This is a genomic window from Lysinibacillus sp. FW301-JW8, assembly GCF_058788755.1.
The window spans coordinates 16777-39596 of record NZ_JBYTBB010000027.1 but is presented as its reverse complement, the minus strand read 5'-3'; the positions used below and the strand labels follow the sequence as shown (position 1 = coordinate 39596).

Below are 22820 nucleotides of genomic sequence, written 5' to 3'. Positions count from 1 at the left end.
ACCCCTTCAGTATCAAATCTTTATGCTAGTTTAGCGATTATTATTTTAGAATGATACTTAAGTCAAAATTTTTAAAAATCATCACCAACTTTTTTTCTCTTCATATTCTATAGCATCATATTGAATTTTGAGGGGGAAACATATGGGGATTGAATTCACAGCTCTCCATTGGATTTATGTTGTTTTTATTGTGCTTATCATTGGATTTATGGTTAAACGTCGCGATACCACCCTCATTTGTGTACTAGGTATTTTCATGCTGGCGATTGTTGCTACTGGCGATTTAACTTCATCCATTAGTGGTGTTTTTAACAGCTTTATTTATGCCATTACAGAGCTGTTATCGACCATTCTTATTATTTCTATTATTGTTGCCATGAGCCGGGTGATGATGACTTCTGGTATTAACGAGGTCATGATTGCTCCGTTTACAAAAATCATTAAAACACCTGCACTTGCTTATTGGACGATTGGTCTATTAATGATGTTTATCTCCTGGTTTTTCTGGCCTTCACCTGCTGTCGCATTGTTAGGAGCGGTACTCTTACCTGTTGCGATTCGTGCGGGTCTCCCAGCTCTAGGTGTAGCAATGGCTATGAATTTGTTTGGACATGGGATTGCACTATCGAGTGATTTTGTTATACAGGGGGCTCCAAAGCTTACTGCGGATGCAGCGGGGATTTCAGTCGGTGAAGTTGTTTCAGCCAGCATCCCTCTCGTTATCACTATGGGGGTTGTAACGACAATTGCTGCTTATATTTTTTTAAGACGAGATATGAAACGAGGAACTTTGCTGCTAAACACCTCCAATGATACAGCAGACAACATGGAGCAAGTAACAGTGAAAAATTTACTGTCTGTTGGACAAAAATGTTTCTTTGCCGTGCTTATTCCAATCGCCTTTGTACTAGATGTTATCGCAATGTCAGTTTTCAAGCTACAAGGTGGGGATGCTACTGCCTTAATCGGTGGGACTTCTGTTTTTATCTTACTTCTGCTTAGTGTTGTTGCACATAAAAAAGAAGGGCTTGAAAAGACTACAAGCTATTTGATTCAAGGATTCCAATTCGGCTTTAAGGTTTTTGGACCCGTAATTCCAATCGCCGCCTTCTTCTATCTTGGAGATGCCGGCTTCACACAAATTATTGGAGAACACTTACCAGCTACCTCCCATGGCATTGTCAATGATCTCGGTGTTGGTCTTGCTGCAGTAGTTCCATTAACAAAGGAAATCGCGGTCATCACTTTAGCTGTTGTTGGTGCCATTACAGGGTTAGATGGCTCTGGCTTCTCAGGCATTTCCTTAGCTGGCTCTGTGGGCAGTTTGTTTGGCAATGCAATTGGTGGGGGTACAGCAACCTTAACAGCCCTTGGGCAAATTACTGCGATTTGGGTTGGTGGGGGTACACTACCACCAATATAAGACATATAATTAAGACCACCCATCATCGAGTGGTCTTAATTGGCAAATTTCTAAAAATCATTTCCATGAATAATTCAGGATTGTTATCAAATCCTTAGTTTTTCTTTTATTAATTTATGACCTCTTTAAAGCCTATTCGATGTATGATAAGACGATAGCCAGAGTATCCTTCTTCATCCAGAAACTCCTCAAATTCTCCATAGACAATTATAGGTGTATTGTTTTTATATGCGTGCTGCATGTTTCTGATAATTTTTTCTTTCACGTCAGGGTTAGCGCCCTGAAAGTGACAATTTATAAGCTCAGAGTATTTACTTAGATAAAAAGATAGAGTGCCATCACTATGTTTTTCGAGTCCATCTGGAGGATTACCGGCTGTCCACAATAGAGTATTACGCATTGCATAATAAGCTTTCTCCATTCCTAGTTCTGTAAGCAGCACCTTTGTATATTTATCTTGATCCTCAAAAGTAGAGTCCAGCTCTAACGTATCAAGACGTATTGCTCCTACGTTGTCATACTTTTCAAAACTAGAATCTTCTCCGTCTAAAATGTCCGACTCTTTAAGTTCTACTACAGTTGATTGATTTTCTCCGATAGCAGTATGCTCAGGTGGTATCATATAATCTGAGCCGCCCCGTTCCTCTAATCGTTCTTTCGCTGCCTCCAGGCTGTCTTCACTGAACATAGACTCTACCTGTTCTTGCGTATAAATTTCCTTTTCAACTTCACCCATAGACTCTTCTTTTGTCCCAGAACTACACCCTGCAATAACTATAAATAAAAGTGCGACAATTGTTATAACAACACTTTTTATTTTCATATTACATACTCCTCCCTCTAGTTCATTTTGTTCGAACTCTTTTAATAATACCTTAAACAAAATTTATTTGGATAACTATTTCCATTTACCATTTCAGCAAATTATCTAACGATGGTTCCCTATGTACTACTCAGGGTAATTTTGCTTTGAGTAAAATCCCATTCATTGAACCAGTTATAAAACAGTAATAGACGCCCTCTATTTTCTGTACCTACTATATGTAATGATTTACTAGACTTCATATTAGAACGCTCCACAGCCTTACTATACCCCTGCAAATACGGCTCTTTTGATATTTCTAGCAAATTTCAATATTATAAATGTGGGAGATAGATAAAATATTAAATGGAGATAATTAATGAACAAACTAGAACAAACAACCCAGGAATTACTGGAAGCTGGTTATACGGTTGAGGAAATTAGAGCAGCCTTTGAGGAAGTCATTGAACAAGCTAAACAGTCCAATACGGAACATAAAACAGATAACTAACACAGTTGTCTGCTTTTTATTATATACACCTTATATAGATTCGAATAAAATGGAAAAAAAGGAGGCTTTTGAAGTGAAAAAATCAACGATTCTATTTAGCGTACTTGTATTACTATTAACTTTCAGCATGGGTGCGTATGCTGCAACAAAGTATAATTTCACTTTTGATGGAAAGAAACAATCTGTTGATGTTCAGATCATCAACAAAAAAGCATATGTACCATTAGATGCTATTGCGGGATTATACGGTGGAAAGGTTACTTATGATAGTAAATCTAATACTTATGCAGTTACATCAAATGCTACTGGATCAACTACAACTACTACTCAATCTGATTTGTCAAAAACAATTGATAATTTAACAGTTAAAATTGATAAAGTTGTGCAAGATTCTGATTCATTAAAAATTTATGTTACATATGTAAATAACACAAATGATAAAATTAGCAATGGAAGCGATCTATCTAAGATTGTCGCAAATGGAAAACAGTACAGTTATAACTCTAAATTCAATTTTGAAAGATATTATAAAAAAGAAAATGTTCCTCACGCTGATACCTATATTGAGCCTGGCGTAACTGCTGAAGATGTTATTTTCTATGCTCCTGTTGATGCTGATTCAATAAATATTTTAATTCGTGCTAACTGGACAGATTACAGATTTAATAATGTAAAGATTACAAAATAAACTTTCTTTTTAGAAAACACGTTCATAGTAATTTTAATTGTTTTAATTACAAAACAGATAACTAAAAAGGTTGTCTGTTTTTTTGTATGTACTTTTACCTTCGAATTTCCTAGAATGGAATACAAAAGGAGGTTATTAGCATGAATTGGTTAAAAAAATTATTTTCTAAAAAACAACCAATTAATACACTTGTTGAAAAACAAGAACCTAAGGAGGAGATTGAAGCACAGGAAGAACATGAGCTTGGTCCTATAAAATTAAGAATGAACAAGCCTCCCACAATTACACTTAGAGCAGAATTTAATGAGCCTAAACGGATAACTGATAACGATAAAGAATATTTAAAGTATACAAAGACACGAAAATTCGTTACTGATTTTACTGTATTGGATTTTGAAACAACAGGACTTGATGCAGAAGAAGATTCAATCATTCAAATAGCTGCAGTGAAATATAGAAATTTTGAAAGAATAGATGAATTTTTCACATACATAAATCCGATTGAAGATATACCAGCAAAGATAACACGTATCACGGGAATAACAAATGAAGATGTAGAGAACGCGCCTTATATATTTGATAAGATATATGAATTAGTGGAGTTTTTAGAAGGCGAAACAATTGTAGCTCACAATGCTCCTTTTGATATGAAATTTTTACTTACAAATATTAATAATATGAAAAAATTATCTTACATAAAATATAGAGTTATCGACACGTTATCACTTTCTCGTAAATATATTGACTTTACGAAAAATCACAAATTGTCTACATTGAAAAGTTTTTTAAAATTGAATCATTTAAAATCTCATGATGCACTACACGATTGCTATGTAACTGCTGAATTATATAAGTATTGTTATGAGCAAAGTTTAGTCAAAAATTAAGTCAATCAAATGAGTGGCTTTTTTATTAGAATTAGACGATTTTTATTATGGTAAATAAGTATAGGTATGGTTAAAGTTGTTATTATAGGTTATTAAAAGAAATAAACTTAGACAATTTTAAGGAGGATACATAAGTGGTTAATTTGTTGAAAAAAGGTTTTATTTATTTAGCGTTAATGCTGTTAGTACTAGGTAGCTTTAGTATGGAAAGTGCTTCAGCCGCAGAAGTAGTGGATTATGAAGAAGGCGTAACTAATTTAGATAATACGTCTGAAAATAGTGCAGTAGTAGGAAGTAGGTTATTAAAACCTGAAATAGGTTGGAAAAGATATGACGATTCTAATCCATTAATAATAAAAAATAAAATGTTCTATCAATCTCAACCAAATAGAGCATATAAAAACGGTCAATCACCAGGAAATTCCATAGGAACCTATATTAAATTTGATTTTATAGGCACAAAATTTCGTATAATAGATGCACCACACCAAAATCGCGATAAAAATACAAAAGTTACAATTGATGGAGAGATAGTAGATTATTATTCAGCTTATACAACTAGTTCTTCTATCCCATGGCAAACTTTAGTATACGAGAAAAGTGGTTTATCAAATACAAAACACACTGTTTTAATAGAGAAATCCGATGATAATTCTTATTTAGCCTTTGATGCTATTGATGTTGATGGCATATTGAGAGCTCATGTCGAAGTAGAAAAATCAATTACCTTAGACAGAAATGTGTTAGAGTTGTTAGAAGGTAGCCAAGATAAATTAACTGCTACAGTTACCCCAGATAGTACTAAAGTAATTTGGACATCAAGTGATGAATCGATTGCTACTGTAGATCAGAATGGGAATGTAACTGCTATTAGCGAAGGTACTACAATCATTACATCAACAATAGAAAACACAGATATTTCAGCTACAAGTACGGTTATTGTTAAAAAACCAGATAATGCATTTTCAAGTGCTATTCTTAGTATTACCTTGGTGAATGGTATTACTAAAGAATATGATGTAACGAATACAGTTTTAAACAACTACTTAAATTGGTTTGAGAGTGCCCAAGGTTCATCAACATTCAAATTTTCAAAAACAATTTCACCTTATAAAAAGGTAACAGAATATGTCGTTCATGATAAGATTACTTCATTTGAAGTAAGAGAATACTAAACCATAAAAAGCCCAGGCTCAAATTAATTAATTGAGTACCTAGGCTTTGGTGTGTATTTGAGGAATGGTGCATCTTAACCCTTTATGCAGAAGGGAAAAGTTGCACCTGAATTATTATATCAATTCAAGTAATTCGATGAAATCCAACAAATGGTTTAATAAGAAATATAATCATATTGTCTTGGATAATATACATTTTTAACTAAGTTTATCCAATTACTAAAAAAATCTTAATTATACTTGCCTGTTCCTATTTTTATTTATTATTACCAAATTAAAAACTAAAGCTACCCGTTTGCTCAATAAGGTAATTTAAAAATATCAGACTGACATTACATCTTTACTCGTACTATTAACACTCTCCATAGATATAGTAATAGCTTAAAAAACCAGTAAAACAGAAAAAAATTAAGCAAAAGTCCAAAAGAACTAAAGGTAAAAACCCATCCACCACGATTTACAAAACTCTCAGCAGGAAAACCAAAGTGATGATACCCATTACTATCGACTTGATAACCAACTGCTGGTATGAAGGCAAAAATAACAGTTGAAATAAGACTTAAAATATATAATTTCTTATTAGTGGAGGTCATTTTATTTTTGGGGCTTAATAAGCTTACTAATACTAATACAATTAACCCAAAGAGTAATAATAAATTCATCGTTTCTATCCCTCCCTAAATAGTATTTCACCATAAAATTTTCGTTAAACTAATCTGCACCGTTAGATCACTTTATTTTGAATTTCAAATATTTAAAAGATACCTGTAGCTAGAACACTACTCTATTAGTGTTCTAGCTACAGGTATAGATATTACAAGTCTTAATCTTCTATTATATATTTTTCCCCCGCTATATTATAGTTAAATGTTATTTCATCCGATACTTTTGCTCCTATTTGTTGACCAGCAATTACAGAACCTACTACATTATGACCAAGTAGCTCTAAGCTAACTCCTTTTTTAAAATTATAAAAACTTTTATTATAATCAGTTTGTATCCACGTTGTTGGGAACCCTAAACTATAAGAACTAACATTATTTATAGATGAAAACGCTTTAGTTGATCCACTTCCAGTATAACTATACTTTACATCAACAGTAACAGTTGTAGGTTGAGTAGCAGCTTTTAGAGCATTCCATGATTTCTTTATTAATACTTCAAGTCTATCAGTTGTGGATGAAGAATCTGCCGCCTTAGTAGTAATCATCTGATTTGATAGAGACATGTATTCTGTATCTATATTAACAATTTGTGGGTTTTTATTTTCTTCGTCTAATTCTTTTACTGCTTTTTCAAAATCTTCTATTGTATCGAAATTAACAAAAGGTATTCCTTTAGGTAATTCATCTACACTAATCAATTCAACAGACTCTGAATTGTTGGTAATGGCTTCTATTTCTGATAATACTTCTGCGGAAAATTTAGTAACTTCCGATGCGGATGCTTTTTCTAAATTTGAAACCTGTAAAGGAAGTGCAACTGTACTTACTAAAAGTGCAGATTGTACATATTTCTATGACCCCTGTCGTTTTATATTTACTATGTAATATTACTTACCCTCGAGTTAATTTCATCCTATCATTCCTTAAAGTAGAAATTCAATTGGATGTTTACGCCATTATTTGACGTTCATCATGCCAATTTCTGACGGAATTAATTATTTATTTTAAAAATCACGCCAAATCACGCCAAGGTACCGCCATTTTTTGACGCTATTATAATCACTTCTTATAACGTAAGTATTATTTTAGATGAACTTTTCACTGAAACACTTGAATTTTTTATTTAATTCTGTTCTTATACTTAAATAACTTTCTTCACTAAAATGTCATATTTAGTATTATGATTTCAATAATGAATGACCAGCTCGGCTAAAAAATTACCTAACCGCGGAATCGTTGTGAATCATAAAAAAATTCAGCGTATTAAGCAGAAACTTGGTCTACAAAGCGTGAAGTTTACGAGAAAATCTCGCAAATATAGTACATACAAAGGTACTGTTGGAACGGTTGAGAAGAATCGTATTCACCGCTGTTTCCATACATCCATCCCCCATCAAAAATTAACAACGGATACTTCTGAATTCAAGTATTTCGTTACTGGAGAAGATGGAAAAGTAACCTTTAAAAAGGCTTATTTAGATGCATTTCTAGACATGTTTAATGGTGAGATAATTTCCTATCGATTATCTGAATGACCGAACGCACAAGCAATTCATGACGCTCAACTAGAGGCAATTGAACGGACATCAGATTGCCCTTATCGACGAACTTTTCATTTAGACCGGGGATGGGCGTATCAGATGAAACAATACGCAAATCTACTTAAAAACAATAAAACATTCCAAAGCATGTCTCGAAAAGGAAACTGCTTAGACAATTCGCCAATAGAAAACTTCTTTGACCCACTGAAACAAGAAATGTATTATGGAACTATCTTTACTAATTTTGAAGAAATAAAACAAGCGATTGATAGATATATCTACTACTACAATCACAAGCGAATAAAAAGTAAACTTGGATGTAGTCCAGTCATCTATCGTAAAAGATTGGCTGCATAAAAGAAAAACCAGAATGGAGAAATCCATTCCGGTTAAAGTCTAACTTTTGGGGTTCACTACATAATGAGTGTGACTTAATACATTGATTAATCAAATTCTATAACATTTTGCACTACCGATACTTTATAAACATCATTAGTATTTATTAATATTGTTTTAAAATGTTCTGTTTCAGTAAATGAATACCATGACTTTTCATTCAAGCCATTAGAAATTTCTTCTGCAAATGTTTCTTGTCCAATATTAGTCTTGATTTTATATTCTTCTTCGCGACTTTCGTCAAAGTAAAACTTTACTTTATATTCATAATCCATTAACCAACACCCCCCATCTACCTATATCATGGGACAAATGGGATTGAAGTAATCAATAGAAAATGAAGCATTATAAAAAGCCACACCTAGTTAGGCATGACCTTCATTTCTCTTAATGACCTGTTTAGTCTTCCAATGTACAACAAAGCTTATAATCGACACTACAATAGCTACTACATATAATGTAGATGTTAAATAATGTACTTGTTCAATTCCCTTATTAAGAATAAGCTTTATAAAAAAGAAAGTTGATACTAACATAGATATTACTGTAACCATATTAGAATATTTTACTTTGTTTTTCACACTCATTTATTTCACCACCTTCAAAATTAATCATAATGTACATGGAATGATATGTCACTATTAGGAATATGCAGGATAAAGTTTCTTTTCTATATCCATTACATACACCTCATTTTTACCTTATCATAGGATAGATGGAATGTATTGTTATTATAAAAGAGACTATCAATTTAATAGTCTCGATTACTTGTTTCCGACATACAGGCACCAGTAACCTGTTTATTATTGTAAAACGTTTCTTAGGAGCATTTCCGAACGCTTTTGATAAAACTTGATAATATCAATTTACAACTTTTTTTAGTGAACTTCGCTAGTGTTAGGAGATTCACTATATTGGATACTAGAAATTTCTATCTTCTACACAAACACAAAAACAACAAAATAAACTAATACTGTAGGAACTGCGTAAGAAGCTATGCCCTTTAAACTCCACTTCTCTTCATCAGCTGACCAAAGAAAAATAAACAATGTTATCATGGTAATCCCGAAAGCGTTCATAACAATATTTAATAATCCAATAATCCCCATCCCCTTTTCTATCCTTTACATTTAAATTAATATATTCTTCATACATTAAACACATGCTACCGCTTGGCTGTTTCATCAATTAATGCATTGCGTAGCACCTTATTGTGCGACATGGCAAACAATGCGAACTAGCTCATCTACTTCTCACAATACCTGTTGATTTTTGATTATTCCCCTCCCTTTTTTTGAAACGATATTAAAATTAACTTGTCTTATAGTAAATAAATTTATGTTCCATGAACTCCCCCTTTCAGGTACTGTAAATTGGTTCGTAGGAAGATACGACATAAACGTTCACTAGGTGTCATGTTGAGCCAACGCTTTACTAGGATGTTCAAAGCATCAGTCCTTTTACATGGATTAGAATGCTTGTACAAAATGGGACATGACTGCGCTATTTTGCGCAATCTTTTTTATAAACAGTAATGCCTCCTACTGTTAGGTCCTTTAATGTCACCTTTTTTCCGTATTCCCTTGACAGAATACTTTCAACGATTGGTAACAGTTTTCGAACCTTTTCTTCTGTCATTTTTACCGCTTTCATCACCCACACTCCTTTTTTATCAGAATATGTCGATTGGGCTTGTCACTTTCATACGTGGAACACCTAATTTATTAATCTAGTTCATTTCCGATATCATTCATTCTTTGCGCGCAATCTTAGCATATATATGTCCCGTCATCACACCAAAGAGTACCTGTTTTTTTATAACAAATTGAACATGCCTCACCTTCGGATACCGAATCGAACTCTTTATGATATTTGCAGAGAGTTCAATGTAAACGAGCACTGGCTTCGTACAGGTGAAGATGAAATGTTTATTCAACCTGAAACTTTCTCACTGGATGAATACGCAAAAAAAAGCAACCTCACAGAATTAGAGATTGCTATCATGAAGGGCTATATGGATCTTGATCGAGATGTGCGAGAAACATTGCTTAACCATGTGGAGCAATTATTCAAAAACCGCTCCGAAATAGCGGTAACAGTCGAAAATAAAATCGATGCTGAATTAGAAAGCTATCGTCAAGAATTAGAGGCTGGGCAAAAGCCAGGAACATCATCAGCTTCCGAAGGGCAAAGAGGAAAATTAGGTTAAACAAGAATAACACTAAAAATAAGTAATACAGCAAAAATTATATGAATGATATGCAATTTTAGTGCTATATATAAATTAAAGAGCAAGGCTCCTTTGTCTCGCTCTTTTCTTATTATTAGGAGTGAATACTGATGAAATGCGTCATCTATGTTCGAGTGAGTACAGATGAACAGGCCAAGCACGGATTTTCAATAGCTGCCCAGATTGAGAAATTAGAAGCCTATTGTGTTTCACAAGGATGGGAAATTGTTGAGAAGCCCTATATCGATGATGGGTATTCTGCTAAAGATTTAAACAGACCTCATTTCCAAAATATGCTTGATCGAATTAAACATGGGGGCATTGATGTCCTACTAGTGTATAAACTTGATCGATTAACTCGATCTGTGCCTGACCTGCATACTATCTTAGCAGAATTAGATCAATACGAATGTAATTTTAAATCTGCAACAGAAGTCTATGATACTACTAATGCTATGGGGCGTTTGTTTATCACCCTAGTGGCAGCTATTGCACAATGGGAGCGAGAAAATACGGCGGAACGAGTGCGCTTTGGATTAGAAAAGAAAGTGAAATTGGGACGCTGGAAAGGTGGCACCCCTCCCTATGGCTATAAGGTCATTGATGGTGAATTAGGGATAGATGAAGAAGAGGCTCAAATTGTAAAAGAAATATTTAAGTTAGCTAGATCAATAGGCTTTTACACACTAGCTCGTCAACTAACTAGTAAAGGAATCCCTACAAGAAGAGGCGGAGGATGGCATGTAGACAGTGTGCGAGATATTGCCAATAATCCTACATACGCTGGCTATTTAATGTTCAGCTCTAATCCCAAAGACATCAAAAAACCACCTCGCAAACGGGAGCTATTCGAGGGAAATCACGAATGCATTATAGATCGTGATGAATTCTGGGAGCTACAGGATTTGTTGGATAAGCGCAGGACCTTTGGCGGAAAACGTGAAACAAGCAATTACTATTTTTCTTCGATTTTAAAATGTGCTAGATGCGGTCACTCAATGTCAGGGCACAAAGTAGGCAAGAAAAAGAACTACCGATGTTCAGGAAAGAAAGCAGGAAAAACCTGTACTAGTCATATGATTTTAGAAAACAATTTAGTACAAACGGTATTTGCCCAGTGGGATGACTTAGTGGGTGGTCATTTTAAAAGTAATGAAGGCGAAGCCAACTTTCCTAAAGCACAGCTCTCCTCATTACAGCATGAACTGGCCTCCATACAAAAGCTTTTACTCAAGAAAAAAACCATGTTCGAAAATGATATTATTGATATTGATGAATTAATACTTGAAACTGAAAAGCTACGGGACAAAGAAAAAGAAATTCGACGGGAGTTAAAGAATATTCAGCAGCAGGACATTCGGCATCACGAGGAAATCAGATCCATTATTCGCAACATCGATACTCTTTGGTTAAATGCTGATGATTACGAACGGAAGCAATTAATGACGACCATATTTGAGCAAATTGTAATTGATACAAAGGACGATTATACGAGCAGTAAGCAAGCCAGAGAAATCATAATTGTTACAGCTAAATAATATGTCTTTTATTGGTGGGGGTACATTAATTCCTTGGGCGTTAATTCCTGCTGCTGCCATATGCAATGTAAGTCCATTTGAACTTGCAAGGCGTAATTTATTACCCGTAGTGATTGGTCTTGTTATTACGACGATTGTGGCGGTGTTTTTGATTTAACTATATTGAAAGGTATAAATAAACAATTTTGAGATGACTTTTGTAAATAACAGAAGTCACCTCATTTCTGAATGCTAATACTTCATATAATACTTCCCCACCCCCTCCTGAAACAACTGCTTAAGTTGGTGTTCACCAATCCCTAAAACATAAGCTTCAATCATAATTTGTTCCATTTTCTTAGCAATTTGCGGAAGGTTCGCTACCTGAGCTTCGGTGGAATTTTCATGAATCACAAATGCTTTTGAACGAGGCTTTATTGTAATAATGCCCCTTTTTTGTAACTCCTTATAACTTTTATGAACGGTGTGAAGATTGAGATTTGTTTGCCTTGCTAAATCACGAATCGAGGGTAGCTGATCACCATATTGCAAATTTCCTATCGCTATTGCTAAAAGCAACTGCTGTGTTAGTTGTTGATAAAATGGGATTTTACTCTTTATATCTATTTTTACGTTCAACTGTTTACGTATCCCTTCCTGTTCTTACGATCAACTATTTTATAAATTAACGTGATTGTACTTATAGTTACAATCATCAAAATAATAACTGCTGTAATCCATGGTGAAACATTGAACTTAAGCAAGCCAAAATGAAGTAGTGCAATGATTATCAATAAAGGTAATCCATATAGTAAGCTAATCAATACTGTCGGATTGGATTTAATAGCCTCTGATGGATTGGTCCAGTCAAGTAATGGATGTCTTCTATCGTAAAGTGGAGACAATAAATTATAGGAAAAGACTAATAGTAATGTCATCAATAAATACAGCATCATTATCATGTCATTTTTTTCAAATAGCATATAAATGCTATAGCTTACTATGACTGATAGTGTACTGATACATGAAGAAATCACTACTTTTGCCAAATATAATTTGTGTGGCTCCAAGGGCAATGTTTTGCTTGAAGAATAGTATTTCCCCTCTCTAGAATAGGGTGTTCCACTAATATTGTTCATACAGCTCAAAAACAAAATCATATAGACAAAAAGATAAGCTTTATTGTCAACAATCCAGTCAGCCTGTAGCATATTCATCCGAATCACAATTAGCAAAATTACTGTGCCGATTGGTGTCATAATGATACCTAAGATCGCTTGCATTTTAAAATAGGGTTCAGATTGAATAATCCAGTATTCTCGTTGTAAGTAATTACTCCAATTAGTATTTCTTCTCCAAACCTTAGCCGTTTTTTCAATTTTGCTCACAGACGAACCATATTCATAATACTTAGACCCAATGATTGTTATGGTTACGTTAAACAATAAAAAGCACAGTAAGAATACTATAGAGAAATAAAATACACTTTGAGCAGTCGTTAATGGCAATAATCCCGCAAGCCATGGCTGTTGCATTGCAAAACGATAGCCTATGTCAAGAAAATCTGATATGGAGGCAATTAATGATGCGATGGTAGATGTATCTATTTTCGCTAAAACAAGCTTAATTGCCTCTGCATTCTTCAGCCCCAAAAAGACTATTGGGAAAATGCCAATCCCTAAAATAAGTGTCATTCTAACCATCAAATACATGGCTATATTCTTAAAAATAGTACGAAAATGATTCAAAACAGATAAAATACATAGAAGAAATAAAGTGATAAAGATGTTTACCACAAGTAAAAATGCAATAGATTTTGCAGCAATTCCTATATTAAACTCTATTAATAAAATAATAAATGTTGGTATGGAGAGAATTCCTACTACCAAGATTGGTAGAGCTATGCCACTTACTATTTTCGCCATTACAATCCGCTTCACTGAAATCGGCAAATGAGCTAAGATAGAAAAATCACTTTGACTAAACACTACTGAAATCGCAAAATAGGAAATCAGTATATATGTGATACTATTCGATACTATAAAGCTGTAAAATAAAAACACCTCTGAGGAAGCAAAAAAATAAATCATAAAGATAAATGCCCAATACTGTAAGGCTATATAAATAAAGGCTAGCAATAAAAGCACTTGTACCAATGGTTGCTTTGGTTTTGTATAAACGGATGTTAAGAAAAATTTAATTAATGGCAAATTATCCTTCATTAGCTTGTTTCTCCATAAAAATAGTTTCTAGGCTTCCATCGACTAGCAGATTTTCTACAGATTCATGTAAAACGATCTTGCCATCCTTTAAAAAACAAATGGATCGGCAAATTTTCTCGGCAACATCCAACAAATGAGTGGAAAACAGAACCGTCCCACCATTCTCAACATATTCTTTTAGACAATTTTTAAAAGCAACAACTGCAAGTGGATCCAGTCCATTTAAAGGCTCATCCATTATAAGAATAGGCGGACTAATCGTAAAGGCAGTAATCAACGCCATTTTATGGAGCATTCCATAAGAATACGGTCCCAGTGGCTTATTTATACTTTTTTCCATACCAAAGACATGGATGAAGCTTTGTAGTTTTGCATCATCTGTCTTTTCATATAAGCTCAAAACAAAATGTATCCAATCATAGGCAGCTATATTTGGAAAAACATGAATGGTGTCAGGGATAAAATAAAATTGCTTTTTATAGTCTAGTGACTGTGATTTTGGTACATTATTAATCATCACTTTTCCAAAATCCTGCTCTACTAAGCCAGTAATACAATTTAATGTTGTTGTTTTACCTGCCCCGTTCCCACCTACAAACCCCAATACCTCTCCCTTTTCTACCTTTAATGCTACGCCCTTTAATACTTCATGCTGTCCATACGATTTCTGTAAATCTTCTATTAATAACATGCATTCATCACCATCCCTTTTAAAATTTCTTTTTCGCAATGAAACCATGCATGGTAGTAATCATTAATAGCACCAATAGTAGTGTTACGATAATATGAATGCTGTACCCTGCTTCCAAATTACCCGTCATCAGTATATTCGCTGCAGACAAACTATTACTAGCAGGATTTACAGCGTCAATGAAAGGATGTAATCCCGCGATAAAACGACAAATTAATAAGACAACGATACTTATTAGTGCAATAAATGCAGGACTATTAAAAAATGTACTTATCATCGCAACAAACGTTATGATGAATAACAGCCAAACACAATAAAATGCAAAAGCCCACATAGCTTGTGTCATAGGAACAGTAGTAAATAAATACGCTGAATAGCCATAAGATACTGCATAGCCAAGAGCTATACATATAACAGCTAAAATATAATGGATGATGATTTTACTATTTAAATATGAAGATATTGATACTGGTCTTGTTAGGATAAAGCTCATCATGCCATTTGCTTTCTCTCCTTGAATAATACTCATAGTGGCAACGACCAGAATAATAATGCCTAGCTGATCAAACTGTGAATTTAATGTAGAGGCAAGTACCTCCTGTCCTTCAGGCTTTGCCATAGTAGGATCAATTATTATACCTTCAATACCACCCGCTGATTGTAAAATAACAGGTAAATAATACATCATAATCGGCTGAGTTAGCCCTAGTAAAATAAATACGATTGGGAGCCACAATATTTTAAACTCCCTTGCCATTTGCTGTACTTCTTTTTTGCTTAATGCAATAAAAGCACTCATTCGCTTACACCACCAATTCTAAAAATATTTCTTCTAGACTTTCTTGAATACCCATTTCAAACTTTGTAAACATTACGTTTGAATCCAATCCGTGCTGTAACAATCGATGGGCATCACCTTCCAAATGATGAACATATATTTTATAGCCATCTCCATAGCTTTCGATTTTCTTCACATACGGTAAATGTTCAATCATTGTTAACCACTTACAATCTTGTTCACGTAACTTCACATAGATAGCTGATTCTTGATGGTACTCAATCAGCTCTAATTTTGTCGCATCCTCTATTTTGTGACCATTTTTTATGACAACAAAGCGCTCACAAATTTCCTCCGCATCGCTCAAAATATGCGTTGATAACAGAATAGTAGTTTCTTTTTTTATTTCTTTTAATAGATTTAACACTTCTCTTCTGCCTATGGGGTCTAGCGCTGATACTGGTTCATCCATAATCATTAAAGCTGGCTTATGCAATAAGGCTTGTGCGATGCCAAGGCGTTGCTTCATACCACCGGAAAATGTTCCCACATGCATATGTGCTTCTTTTCCTAAGCCCACCTTTTCTAAAAGCAGTGGAATCTCTCGCTGTAATTCATTTTTTGATAAACCAGAAAGTGTTCCCATAAAGGACAATGTTTCAAATGCTGTCATCCATGAGTAAAAATTAGGATACTGAGGTAAGTAACCAATTTGATTTCTCATAGATGAAATCTTTTGACCATCAAGAAGAATTTCCCCTTTATCTGCATTCAAAATGTCGGCAATGATTTGAATTAACGTGGATTTCCCCGCTCCATTTGGTCCAATTAATCCAACACACTCACTAGCATCAATGACCATTGAAAAATCATTCACGGCTGTTTTTTGTTTAAACTTTTTCGTAATATTTTTAATCTCTAAGCGCACGTTTATTTACATCCTTTCTACCAATAATGAAGTATAGAACAGAACCAATTGAGTTAAAGAACAAAATAATAATGGTCCACATCAGTATGTTTTCCCGCGTATCCCGGTGCCGATATAAATCGAATAAAGCAACAATGATTAGAACAAATCCTACGAATATAAATGGCAAAATGATTGGAAGTATACTTGCCCAATCCAGTTGGTCTAAATCATCAAAACCATAGTGTAATTTCATCCCTAAAACCTCCATTTATTATCATTATCGATAATGATAACAGAAGGTGTAAAAAATTTCATTACCTTTTTACTGTACATCTGTAAAAAAAATATATAGTATATTTATTGATAATGTTCTCATGTTGATAACATTTGATTGCTTCCCTTGATACCATCTGATAGGAGGTTCGTTTTATGCGGAATAAGGCAGAGACTTTAATGCACCCTGTGAGAATGAAAATTTTCCAAGCTCTGATGCACAATAAAGAAGAAGGTTTAAGCACATTGGAAATGATTTCTATTATAAAGGATGTACCTCAGGCTACTTTATATCGACACATCCAAATTTTGGCAGATGAAAATATCATAAAAATTGTGAAAGAGAGAAAAGTACGTTCTGTTACAGAGAAATTTTATGCATTAAATGAAGGAGCAGAAAAACTTAGTACGGAGGACTGGGTACAACTAACGATCAAACAAAAATTAAATTATGTTTCCAACTATCAATTAACTTTACTATCTCAATATCAAAATTATTTACATTCATTGGATGAAAAAGAAAGCACTGCTGATTTAGCAACTTTTTCATTTATTGATTTAACATTAACGACTGATCAATTCCAGAACTTTGAAACTGAATTAAACGATTTAATCATTAAATACTATAATATGGCCGACTCAAACAATGATGAGACAAAAACAATAGCTATAAATATTATCCCAAAACCTTAAGTATTATTTTTACGTAAAGAAATGGAGAAGATTTATGAAAAGAAGAAAGTCAGTTGAAAATACACGAAAATTTATCATGATTATAATTGGCGCCATCATCGCAGCATATGGACTAGAAGCGGTATTAATTCCGAACGATGTCATTGATGGTGGCGTGACAGGTATCAGTATTATGGGAGCACACCTCTTTGGTATCCCATTAGGCGTACTGCTCTTTGTATTAAACATTCCTTTTATTTGGATTGGCTATAAACAAGTAGGTAAAACTTTTGCATTGATGAGTAGTGCTGGGATAGCAGCTCTATCTATTTCCACTGTACTTATGCATGATGTTAAAACAATTTTAGGTCCAAATGATCCGTTATTAATTGTTTTATCTGGTGGTTTGCTACTAGGTGTTGGGATTGGGATTGTCTTGCGTAATGGTGGCGCTTTGGATGGCTCTGAGGTTTTAGCTGTGCTACTATCACGTAAGATTCCGTTTTCAGTCGGGGATATTATATTATTTATTAATGCCTTTATTTTCTTAGGGGCAAGCTTTATTTTTGGCTTAGAGAGCGCATTATACTCCGCTTTAACATACTATATTGCAAAAAATGTTATTGATATTATTCAAGTTGGTTTAGAAAAATCCAAAGATGTTCGAGTAGTCAGTGCCAAATCAGAAGAGATTGGGGATGCAATTCAAGCTCGTTTAGGACGCGGTGTTACATATACAAAAGGTCGCGGCGGATTTTCCAATGAACCCACAGATATTTTAAACTGTGTTATTAACCGTATGGAAGAAAATAAACTAGTGTCAATTATCAAAGATATCGATGAAAGTGCCTTTGTCGTTATTTCGGATGTTTCAGAGGTACGGGGCGGTAACTTCAAAAAGCGAGATATTCACTAAATCAAGAACTTATTATCCCTTTCGTTATAATGCGAAGGGGATTTTTTATTGACTAAAAAACTTCAATATCTTGCTATTACGTTAGAAAGGACTTATGTTTTCGTTCACATGCAGTTATACTTTGTTGTACAAAAACATGGAGGAAAGCATTTTAAAAGAAAAGAGTGAAAACATAATGAAGGATAAAAAAAACATGGAAGCGGCACAGAATAGTGGTAGCAATCAACATCATGTAGAAATGATGACAGACGAAAGATGGCAAGCAATCATTCATAATGATGCAACATACAATCATCAATTTTTCTATGCTGTCGAAACGACCAAAATTTTTTGTAAGCCTTCATGTAAATCACGTGTACCTAAAAAAGAAAATGTACGAATTTTTCTAACAGCAGAGCAAGCCCTCAATGAAAACTTTCGTCCTTGTAAACGCTGTAAGCCAACAAACGAAAATCTGCCTGATTGTGAATGGATTGATCATGTTACTGAATACATTGATAAAAATTTCGCTGAAAGGTTAAATCTTGAATTATTAGGGATGATTGCTCATGGTAGCCCCTTTCATTTACATCGAACATTTAAAAAGATTAAGGGGATTACTCCTGCTGAATACATTCAACATATCCGATTAAAGGCTGCTAAAGACTACCTGATTGAAACAAATAAATCTATTACAGATATATCGATAAGTGTAGGCATCTCTAATTCAACTTACTTCATTACCCTATTTAAAAATAAATTTGGTTATACACCAGTACAATATCGAAAACTCTATCAATCGCGCGAGAAAAAGGAGAGATGAACAATGAACAGCATTTATTGGTCTTTACTTCAACATAAGGACTGGCATTTCTATATCGCAGCAACGTCCAAACATCTTTTATACGTTGGATCACAAAATCAACCTTTTGTAGCAGTAAGTGAATGGGTGAAGAAAAAATATCCTAAAGTTACACTAATCGAAAGTACAGCTCTACTTGCTCCTTATTGTGATGAAATCATCGAATATCTTGAAAGAAAACGGACAGAATTTACATTTTCCATTGATTACAGGGGTACACCGTTTCAGCTTTTAGTATGGAGAGCGCTAAATGACATTCCTTATGGACAAACAAAGACCTATTCAGATATTGCTCGCTCTATTAATAAACCCACAGCTGTTCGTGCCGTTGGTGCAGCTATTGGTGCAAATCCAATTTTACTAGCTGTTCCTTGCCATCGAATAATAGGAAAAAATGGCACATTAACAGGCTATCGTGGAGGGCTTGAAATGAAGAAAAAACTGTTAGAGCTTGAAAAATTATAGGCGATGATTTCATGTAAAGGAGGGATAATCTAAATGAAACAAAATGTAAGCTATAAAGACTCAAAGACCATTCTTATAGCTCATAGGTTTTTTTATTTTTGTAAGGTAAAAAAACACTATCTTTAAAAGTGTAATGGGTAGATTCCGTTATACATTCAAAAGAATAAAAAATTGGATCCTTATTAGCAAATTCTATGAAAAATTTATTTTATCAAAATTTTCCGATAAACCACTAGGATGTTCAACATTTTTAAAGTCTTTTTTTTCTAAGAATTCTCTTAAAGCAACTTTATTTATTTTGGTAACCGTTACCTTTTCGTTGATTTTTTGAAATCATTTTGTGGACCGTCCAATAATGCTTCGATTTCACTTTTGGTTAAATCAAGTGTGTGGTCTTCAATGAATTGTCCTTCTTTTTTACAATTTTTCAATTCACCTTATATTAACAATTATAGATCTAAGTACACAACTTAAGAATTAATTATAATTAGTTAGAAAAACACACATGGATTTATAATTATCTAAACCATGTGTGTTTACTTTAACTGAACAGGCCATCTATTATAAGTTTCGTAACCATAGGAGCGGGTTATTTCTCCTTCATTTACCTTAATTCGAATAGACATTCCATCTCCTACATTGGTATTGATAGAAAACTTTCCATTAAAAGTTCGTACCCTTTCTTGCATTCCCCTAATCCCCATTGAATCGGAAAGAATGATTTCATCCATTTTACATCCTACACCATCGTCAGAATAATTGATTTCAAAACCATTATCTGTTTCTAAGAGATGTATTTCGACAAGGTTGGCATGTGAATGCTTCAAGGCATTGTTCATTAACTCTTGGAAAATACGATAAATCATCAAGTTTAAACTCTCATCTTCTAAATAAAGACGTTCAATGGTGTAAATTAGAACAAAATCAGCACGTTTATGAAATTTTTGGATAAGTTTCTTAAGCGCTGCATTTAATCCTAATGTATCTAATAGTGGAGGTTTTAAATTTTCACAATAACCTCTTAAATCAGTCAACGATGCAATCATATGGTCATGTACTTTAGATAGGTTCGTTTGTATATTTGTTGTTTTCTTTGCATGAATCACTTCATACATTTCTCTAGCAATATGGAGCTGCTCTTGTAAAATCGTATCATGAAGTTCTTGCGCTAATTGATACTTTTCTTGCTCAAATCGTAGCCAAAGTAACTTATTGAGCCAAGGCACCTGGTTATTATCTGCTTCCTTCATCTGCTTTAATTGTTCTAAAAGTTCTTCCACCATTTTAGTATTTTCTATAAAATTATTTAAATATAAAAGCAATAATTCTAGCCATAATAATTCCTCACCCTTTAGATAGATAGATTTATTATGATCTACGACTAGTATTCTTTTATAATTTACATCTTGGTGAATAAAAGCAATATAAAAATGCTCCGTTTTCTTTATATCCCCCAAGCATAGTTCCTCTAGCAAAACTTCATCAATTTGATTTTGTGTATATTCTATTGATTTGCTTAATGAAGTAATTTGTTGTGTTTGAAAACCATAGGTAAGTACGTCAATGTGATTAATCTCAAGATGTAAAGCAACCTCTAGAACAAATTTCTCCAATAAGTCTTCAATCTTAACGACCCTTCCTATATTATCAATAGTTGTATACATTCTATGGATATAATCACCTTTTGTTGAAAAAAGGATTTTTCGCTTATGATAATCTATTTTTTCTTTAATATAGAAAAGTGCTATTAAAGAGAAGAAGGAAAAAAAGAAAATTTCCGTCATTCTTGAAATAGCTATATCAGTTATCCAGTAGATACCAATTAATAGCCAAATTGTAAAAACAAATGAAAAATTAAAATAATGACGTAAGCGAGTTATATAGTACTCCATATCAAATATACGTTCAGTTAACTGTGTAAAGATAAAACTATAGGGTATTAACAATAGAAATAATGAACTGACATCCGCAGAGAGTACTTGTTTATTAAAAATTATTTCTGGTAATGCATATAGGAACAGAAATGGTAGAAACGGGATAATGATACTACTTAATAAGATTTTTAATTGAGGTGTTTTAAATTTAAAATAACTTATTCCCAATATACTTAGAACTATAGTTAGTAAAATGAAAAATATCCATAGAGTTAAACTGGAAAATATTGGATAGGTAAAAGGATAAAAAGTACTACATATACTTAAAAAAAAAGCAATCAAAGGCAATAAATAAAGCACTTTTATATTATTAATAAATATCCATTTTAAATTCAAAAACAAAAAGTATTTCTTTAGAAAATGAATTAGTAGTACTAAGCAAATTAGCATACTACTACGATTTATTATAATCCCCAAATTATCTAATCTACTGCCTGCTGCTCCTATACTAACATATGCCATTGAGACAGTTAGTATAAAAAATATAAGTAAATTCACTAAGGGGTTATTTTTTTGTTTAAAATACAAATATAAAGAAATTATAAAAGTTAAAATAAAGTAACAAGTTGGTGCTATTAGTATATAAAAAAATTGTTGAGGAATATCTAGTTGTTTTATGTGGATATATCTTAAATTACCGTTGGGTTTCTTTATCATTAGGTCATTGGCTGATCTTAATACGAAATCATACCTTATATTAGAAATATTATTAATTTCTTTTCCATCTACATTTATTATAATATCGCCAGGTTCAATTTGTTGTTTAGTAGCCCAATCTTTGTAATAAGAATCTACCACAAACCATTCTCCATTTTCTTCCGTTATCTCAATATTTATAAACGGCTTGCCATAAGTTAAATAAAGCAAGTAAAATCCAATTATTAAATAAATACTTATAGCAGGCCAAAACCACTTATTTTTAATATTATTTAGTACCAAAGGCGATTTTCTAAACACAACTCTTCATCAAATGAATCCAAAATTGCCTTCTGCTCAAGCTCTGTAACACCAACTAGAGAAGCCCTATTTTCTTTTAACAATGTAAGTAGCGACGAATTTTTTTCTAAATACTGAATCATGTTAATCATAAAATCTCCTCATTTCATTAGTTTTTATAGTTACACTTACAATTTTTAGAATGTCCAGTTGAGTTACAGTCACTATTTACTTATTATAAGGTATTAATATCCATAAATGTAACTATAGATACATTATACTTTCATTTAGCAATTTATATCAACATTATTTTCTAATAATTGCTAAAATTCAATATATTGTGAGTT

General features: G+C 33.2%; 27 protein-coding genes and 1 pseudogene. 13 read left to right on the top strand and 15 right to left on the bottom strand.

Going from position 1 to position 22820, the window contains the following annotated elements; translation table 11 throughout:
• Positions 1–142: 142 nt before the first annotated feature.
• Positions 143–1423: a hypothetical protein gene (locus AC3WOM_RS12615; protein ID WP_492447130.1), complete on the top strand. Its 1281-nt coding sequence runs from the start codon at positions 143–145 to the stop codon at positions 1421–1423.
• A gap of 109 nt (positions 1424–1532) precedes the next feature.
• Here the strand turns inward: AC3WOM_RS12615 and AC3WOM_RS12610 are convergent, their stop codons facing one another.
• Positions 1533–2246: a hypothetical protein gene (locus AC3WOM_RS12610; protein WP_492447129.1), complete on the bottom strand. Its 714-nt coding sequence runs from the start codon at positions 2244–2246 to the stop codon at positions 1533–1535.
• A gap of 358 nt (positions 2247–2604) precedes the next feature.
• Here AC3WOM_RS12610 and AC3WOM_RS12605 point away from each other — a divergent pair, with 358 nt between their 5' ends.
• From AC3WOM_RS12605 to AC3WOM_RS12590, 4 genes are all read left to right on the top strand, one after another.
• Positions 2605–2736, top strand: coding sequence for a hypothetical protein (locus tag AC3WOM_RS12605; protein WP_492447128.1), 132 nt, complete (start codon positions 2605–2607; stop codon positions 2734–2736).
• A gap of 73 nt (positions 2737–2809) precedes the next feature.
• On the top strand, positions 2810–3424 hold the full coding sequence (locus tag AC3WOM_RS12600; protein WP_427545767.1) for a stalk domain-containing protein: 615 nt from the start codon (positions 2810–2812) through the stop codon (positions 3422–3424).
• 140 nt (positions 3425–3564) lie between these two features.
• On the top strand, positions 3565–4311 hold the full coding sequence (locus tag AC3WOM_RS12595) for a 3'-5' exonuclease (protein WP_492447127.1): 747 nt from the start codon (positions 3565–3567) through the stop codon (positions 4309–4311).
• A 134-nt stretch (positions 4312–4445) separates the two neighbouring features.
• Positions 4446–5486, top strand: a complete 1041-nt coding sequence (locus AC3WOM_RS12590) for an Ig-like domain-containing protein (RefSeq protein ID WP_427545763.1) — start codon at positions 4446–4448, stop codon at positions 5484–5486.
• Between the two features lie 332 nt (positions 5487–5818).
• Here the strand turns inward: AC3WOM_RS12590 and AC3WOM_RS12585 are convergent, their stop codons facing one another.
• Positions 5819–6148, bottom strand: a complete 330-nt coding sequence (locus tag AC3WOM_RS12585; RefSeq protein ID WP_427545761.1) for a hypothetical protein — start codon at positions 6146–6148, stop codon at positions 5819–5821.
• 161 nt (positions 6149–6309) lie between these two features.
• Positions 6310–6849, bottom strand: coding sequence for a hypothetical protein (locus tag AC3WOM_RS12580; protein ID WP_492447126.1), 540 nt, complete (start codon positions 6847–6849; stop codon positions 6310–6312).
• Positions 6850–7365: 516 nt separating this feature from the next.
• Between AC3WOM_RS12580 and AC3WOM_RS12575 the strand changes: the two are divergent.
• Positions 7366–8049: pseudogene (locus AC3WOM_RS12575) on the top strand (IS3 family transposase); the annotation flags it as partial.
• Between the two features lie 86 nt (positions 8050–8135).
• On the opposite strand, the gene AC3WOM_RS12570 reads toward AC3WOM_RS12575, so the two are convergent.
• The 4 genes from AC3WOM_RS12570 to AC3WOM_RS12555 form a co-directional block, all read right to left on the bottom strand.
• Entirely contained in the window at positions 8136–8363 is a 228-nt protein-coding gene (locus tag AC3WOM_RS12570) for a hypothetical protein (protein WP_492447125.1), read from the bottom strand.
• A 90-nt stretch (positions 8364–8453) separates the two neighbouring features.
• A complete protein-coding gene (locus tag AC3WOM_RS12565; protein WP_492447124.1) occupies positions 8454–8675 on the bottom strand; it encodes a hypothetical protein in 222 nt (73 codons plus the stop codon).
• Positions 8676–9026: 351 nt separating this feature from the next.
• Positions 9027–9197, bottom strand: coding sequence for a hypothetical protein (locus tag AC3WOM_RS12560; protein WP_427548859.1), 171 nt, complete (start codon positions 9195–9197; stop codon positions 9027–9029).
• Positions 9198–9591: 394 nt separating this feature from the next.
• The gene (locus AC3WOM_RS12555) at positions 9592–9741 is read right to left on the bottom strand and encodes a hypothetical protein (RefSeq protein ID WP_492447123.1); all 150 of its coding nucleotides are present in this window, start codon (positions 9739–9741) and stop codon (positions 9592–9594) included.
• Between the two features lie 271 nt (positions 9742–10012).
• Between AC3WOM_RS12555 and AC3WOM_RS12550 the strand changes: the two genes are divergently transcribed.
• The 3 genes from AC3WOM_RS12550 to AC3WOM_RS12540 all read left to right on the top strand — a co-directional run bounded on the left by AC3WOM_RS12550 (position 10013) and on the right by AC3WOM_RS12540 (position 12013).
• Positions 10013–10297 (top strand): hypothetical protein, encoded by a 285-nt coding sequence (locus AC3WOM_RS12550; RefSeq protein WP_492447122.1) that lies wholly within the window; start codon positions 10013–10015, stop codon positions 10295–10297.
• A gap of 131 nt (positions 10298–10428) precedes the next feature.
• The gene (locus tag AC3WOM_RS12545) at positions 10429–11856 is read left to right on the top strand and encodes a recombinase family protein (RefSeq protein WP_492447121.1); all 1428 of its coding nucleotides are present in this window, start codon (positions 10429–10431) and stop codon (positions 11854–11856) included.
• Positions 11840–12013, top strand: coding sequence for a hypothetical protein (locus tag AC3WOM_RS12540; RefSeq protein WP_283872963.1), 174 nt, complete (start codon positions 11840–11842; stop codon positions 12011–12013). Before AC3WOM_RS12545 ends, AC3WOM_RS12540 begins: the two co-directional genes overlap by 17 nt.
• Positions 12014–12087: 74 nt before the next feature.
• Here the strand turns inward: AC3WOM_RS12540 and AC3WOM_RS12535 are convergent, their stop codons facing one another.
• The 6 genes from AC3WOM_RS12535 to AC3WOM_RS12510 are packed head-to-tail and all read right to left on the bottom strand — an operon-like array spanning position 12088 to position 16689.
• Positions 12088–12474 (bottom strand): GntR family transcriptional regulator, encoded by a 387-nt coding sequence (locus tag AC3WOM_RS12535; protein WP_492447120.1) that lies wholly within the window; start codon positions 12472–12474, stop codon positions 12088–12090.
• The gene (locus tag AC3WOM_RS12530; protein ID WP_492447119.1) at positions 12471–14057 is read right to left on the bottom strand and encodes a hypothetical protein; all 1587 of its coding nucleotides are present in this window, start codon (positions 14055–14057) and stop codon (positions 12471–12473) included. Before AC3WOM_RS12530 ends, AC3WOM_RS12535 begins: the two co-directional genes overlap by 4 nt.
• Positions 14047–14748 (bottom strand): ABC transporter ATP-binding protein, encoded by a 702-nt coding sequence (locus AC3WOM_RS12525; RefSeq protein ID WP_492447118.1) that lies wholly within the window; start codon positions 14746–14748, stop codon positions 14047–14049. Before AC3WOM_RS12525 ends, AC3WOM_RS12530 begins: the two co-directional genes overlap by 11 nt.
• 19 nt (positions 14749–14767) lie before the next feature.
• Entirely contained in the window at positions 14768–15547 is a 780-nt protein-coding gene (locus AC3WOM_RS12520; RefSeq protein ID WP_492447117.1) for an ABC transporter permease, read from the bottom strand.
• A 4-nt stretch (positions 15548–15551) separates the two neighbouring features.
• Positions 15552–16454, bottom strand: a complete 903-nt coding sequence (locus tag AC3WOM_RS12515) for an ABC transporter ATP-binding protein (RefSeq protein ID WP_492447116.1) — start codon at positions 16452–16454, stop codon at positions 15552–15554.
• Complete coding sequence (locus AC3WOM_RS12510; RefSeq protein ID WP_492447115.1) at positions 16438–16689, bottom strand: PLD nuclease N-terminal domain-containing protein; 252 nt, start codon at positions 16687–16689, stop codon at positions 16438–16440. Before AC3WOM_RS12510 ends, AC3WOM_RS12515 begins: the two co-directional genes overlap by 17 nt.
• Before the next feature lie 176 nt (positions 16690–16865).
• Here AC3WOM_RS12510 and AC3WOM_RS12505 point away from each other — a divergent pair, with 176 nt between their 5' ends.
• The 4 genes from AC3WOM_RS12505 (at position 16866) to AC3WOM_RS12490 (ending at position 19603) form a co-directional block, all read left to right on the top strand.
• The gene (locus AC3WOM_RS12505) at positions 16866–17402 is read left to right on the top strand and encodes a helix-turn-helix domain-containing protein (protein WP_427548842.1); all 537 of its coding nucleotides are present in this window, start codon (positions 16866–16868) and stop codon (positions 17400–17402) included.
• Positions 17403–17436: 34 nt separating this feature from the next.
• A complete protein-coding gene (locus AC3WOM_RS12500; RefSeq protein WP_492447114.1) occupies positions 17437–18297 on the top strand; it encodes a YitT family protein in 861 nt (286 codons plus the stop codon).
• A 175-nt stretch (positions 18298–18472) separates the two neighbouring features.
• A complete protein-coding gene (locus AC3WOM_RS12495; RefSeq protein ID WP_492447113.1) occupies positions 18473–19099 on the top strand; it encodes a bifunctional transcriptional activator/DNA repair enzyme AdaA in 627 nt (208 codons plus the stop codon).
• Positions 19100–19102: 3 nt separating this feature from the next.
• Positions 19103–19603: a methylated-DNA--[protein]-cysteine S-methyltransferase gene (locus AC3WOM_RS12490; RefSeq protein WP_492447112.1), complete on the top strand. Its 501-nt coding sequence runs from the start codon at positions 19103–19105 to the stop codon at positions 19601–19603.
• Between the two features lie 536 nt (positions 19604–20139).
• On the opposite strand, the gene AC3WOM_RS12485 is transcribed toward AC3WOM_RS12490, so the two are convergent.
• A complete protein-coding gene (locus AC3WOM_RS12485) occupies positions 20140–22494 on the bottom strand; it encodes an ATP-binding protein (protein ID WP_492447111.1) in 2355 nt (784 codons plus the stop codon).
• Entirely contained in the window at positions 22467–22625 is a 159-nt protein-coding gene (gene comX / locus AC3WOM_RS12480) for a competence pheromone ComX (RefSeq protein ID WP_492447109.1), read from the bottom strand. Before comX ends, AC3WOM_RS12485 begins: the two co-directional genes overlap by 28 nt.
• Positions 22626–22820: the final 195 nt, after the last annotated feature.

Coding starts and splice junctions, on each gene's coding strand:
- AC3WOM_RS12615 (WP_492447130.1), top strand. CDS start 143: ATGGGGATTGAATTCACAGCTCTCCATTGGATTTATGTTGTTTTTATT.
- AC3WOM_RS12610 (WP_492447129.1), bottom strand. CDS start 2,246: ATGAAAATAAAAAGTGTTGTTATAACAATTGTCGCACTTTTATTTATA.
- AC3WOM_RS12605 (WP_492447128.1), top strand. CDS start 2,605: ATGAACAAACTAGAACAAACAACCCAGGAATTACTGGAAGCTGGTTAT.
- AC3WOM_RS12595 (WP_492447127.1), top strand. CDS start 3,565: ATGAATTGGTTAAAAAAATTATTTTCTAAAAAACAACCAATTAATACA.
- AC3WOM_RS12585 (WP_427545761.1), bottom strand. CDS start 6,148: ATGAATTTATTATTACTCTTTGGGTTAATTGTATTAGTATTAGTAAGC.
- AC3WOM_RS12570 (WP_492447125.1), bottom strand. CDS start 8,363: ATGGATTATGAATATAAAGTAAAGTTTTACTTTGACGAAAGTCGCGAA.
- AC3WOM_RS12565 (WP_492447124.1), bottom strand. CDS start 8,675: ATGAGTGTGAAAAACAAAGTAAAATATTCTAATATGGTTACAGTAATA.
- AC3WOM_RS12560 (WP_427548859.1), bottom strand. CDS start 9,197: ATGGGGATTATTGGATTATTAAATATTGTTATGAACGCTTTCGGGATT.
- AC3WOM_RS12555 (WP_492447123.1), bottom strand. CDS start 9,741: ATGAAAGCGGTAAAAATGACAGAAGAAAAGGTTCGAAAACTGTTACCA.
- AC3WOM_RS12550 (WP_492447122.1), top strand. CDS start 10,013: ATGTTTATTCAACCTGAAACTTTCTCACTGGATGAATACGCAAAAAAA.
- AC3WOM_RS12545 (WP_492447121.1), top strand. CDS start 10,429: ATGAAATGCGTCATCTATGTTCGAGTGAGTACAGATGAACAGGCCAAG.
- AC3WOM_RS12530 (WP_492447119.1), bottom strand. CDS start 14,057: ATGAAGGATAATTTGCCATTAATTAAATTTTTCTTAACATCCGTTTAT.
- AC3WOM_RS12525 (WP_492447118.1), bottom strand. CDS start 14,748: ATGTTATTAATAGAAGATTTACAGAAATCGTATGGACAGCATGAAGTA.
- AC3WOM_RS12520 (WP_492447117.1), bottom strand. CDS start 15,547: ATGAGTGCTTTTATTGCATTAAGCAAAAAAGAAGTACAGCAAATGGCA.
- AC3WOM_RS12510 (WP_492447115.1), bottom strand. CDS start 16,689: ATGAAATTACACTATGGTTTTGATGATTTAGACCAACTGGATTGGGCA.
- AC3WOM_RS12505 (WP_427548842.1), top strand. CDS start 16,866: ATGCGGAATAAGGCAGAGACTTTAATGCACCCTGTGAGAATGAAAATT.
- AC3WOM_RS12500 (WP_492447114.1), top strand. CDS start 17,437: ATGAAAAGAAGAAAGTCAGTTGAAAATACACGAAAATTTATCATGATT.
- AC3WOM_RS12495 (WP_492447113.1), top strand. CDS start 18,473: ATGAAGGATAAAAAAAACATGGAAGCGGCACAGAATAGTGGTAGCAAT.
- AC3WOM_RS12490 (WP_492447112.1), top strand. CDS start 19,103: ATGAACAGCATTTATTGGTCTTTACTTCAACATAAGGACTGGCATTTC.
- comX (WP_492447109.1), bottom strand. CDS start 22,625: ATGATTAACATGATTCAGTATTTAGAAAAAAATTCGTCGCTACTTACA.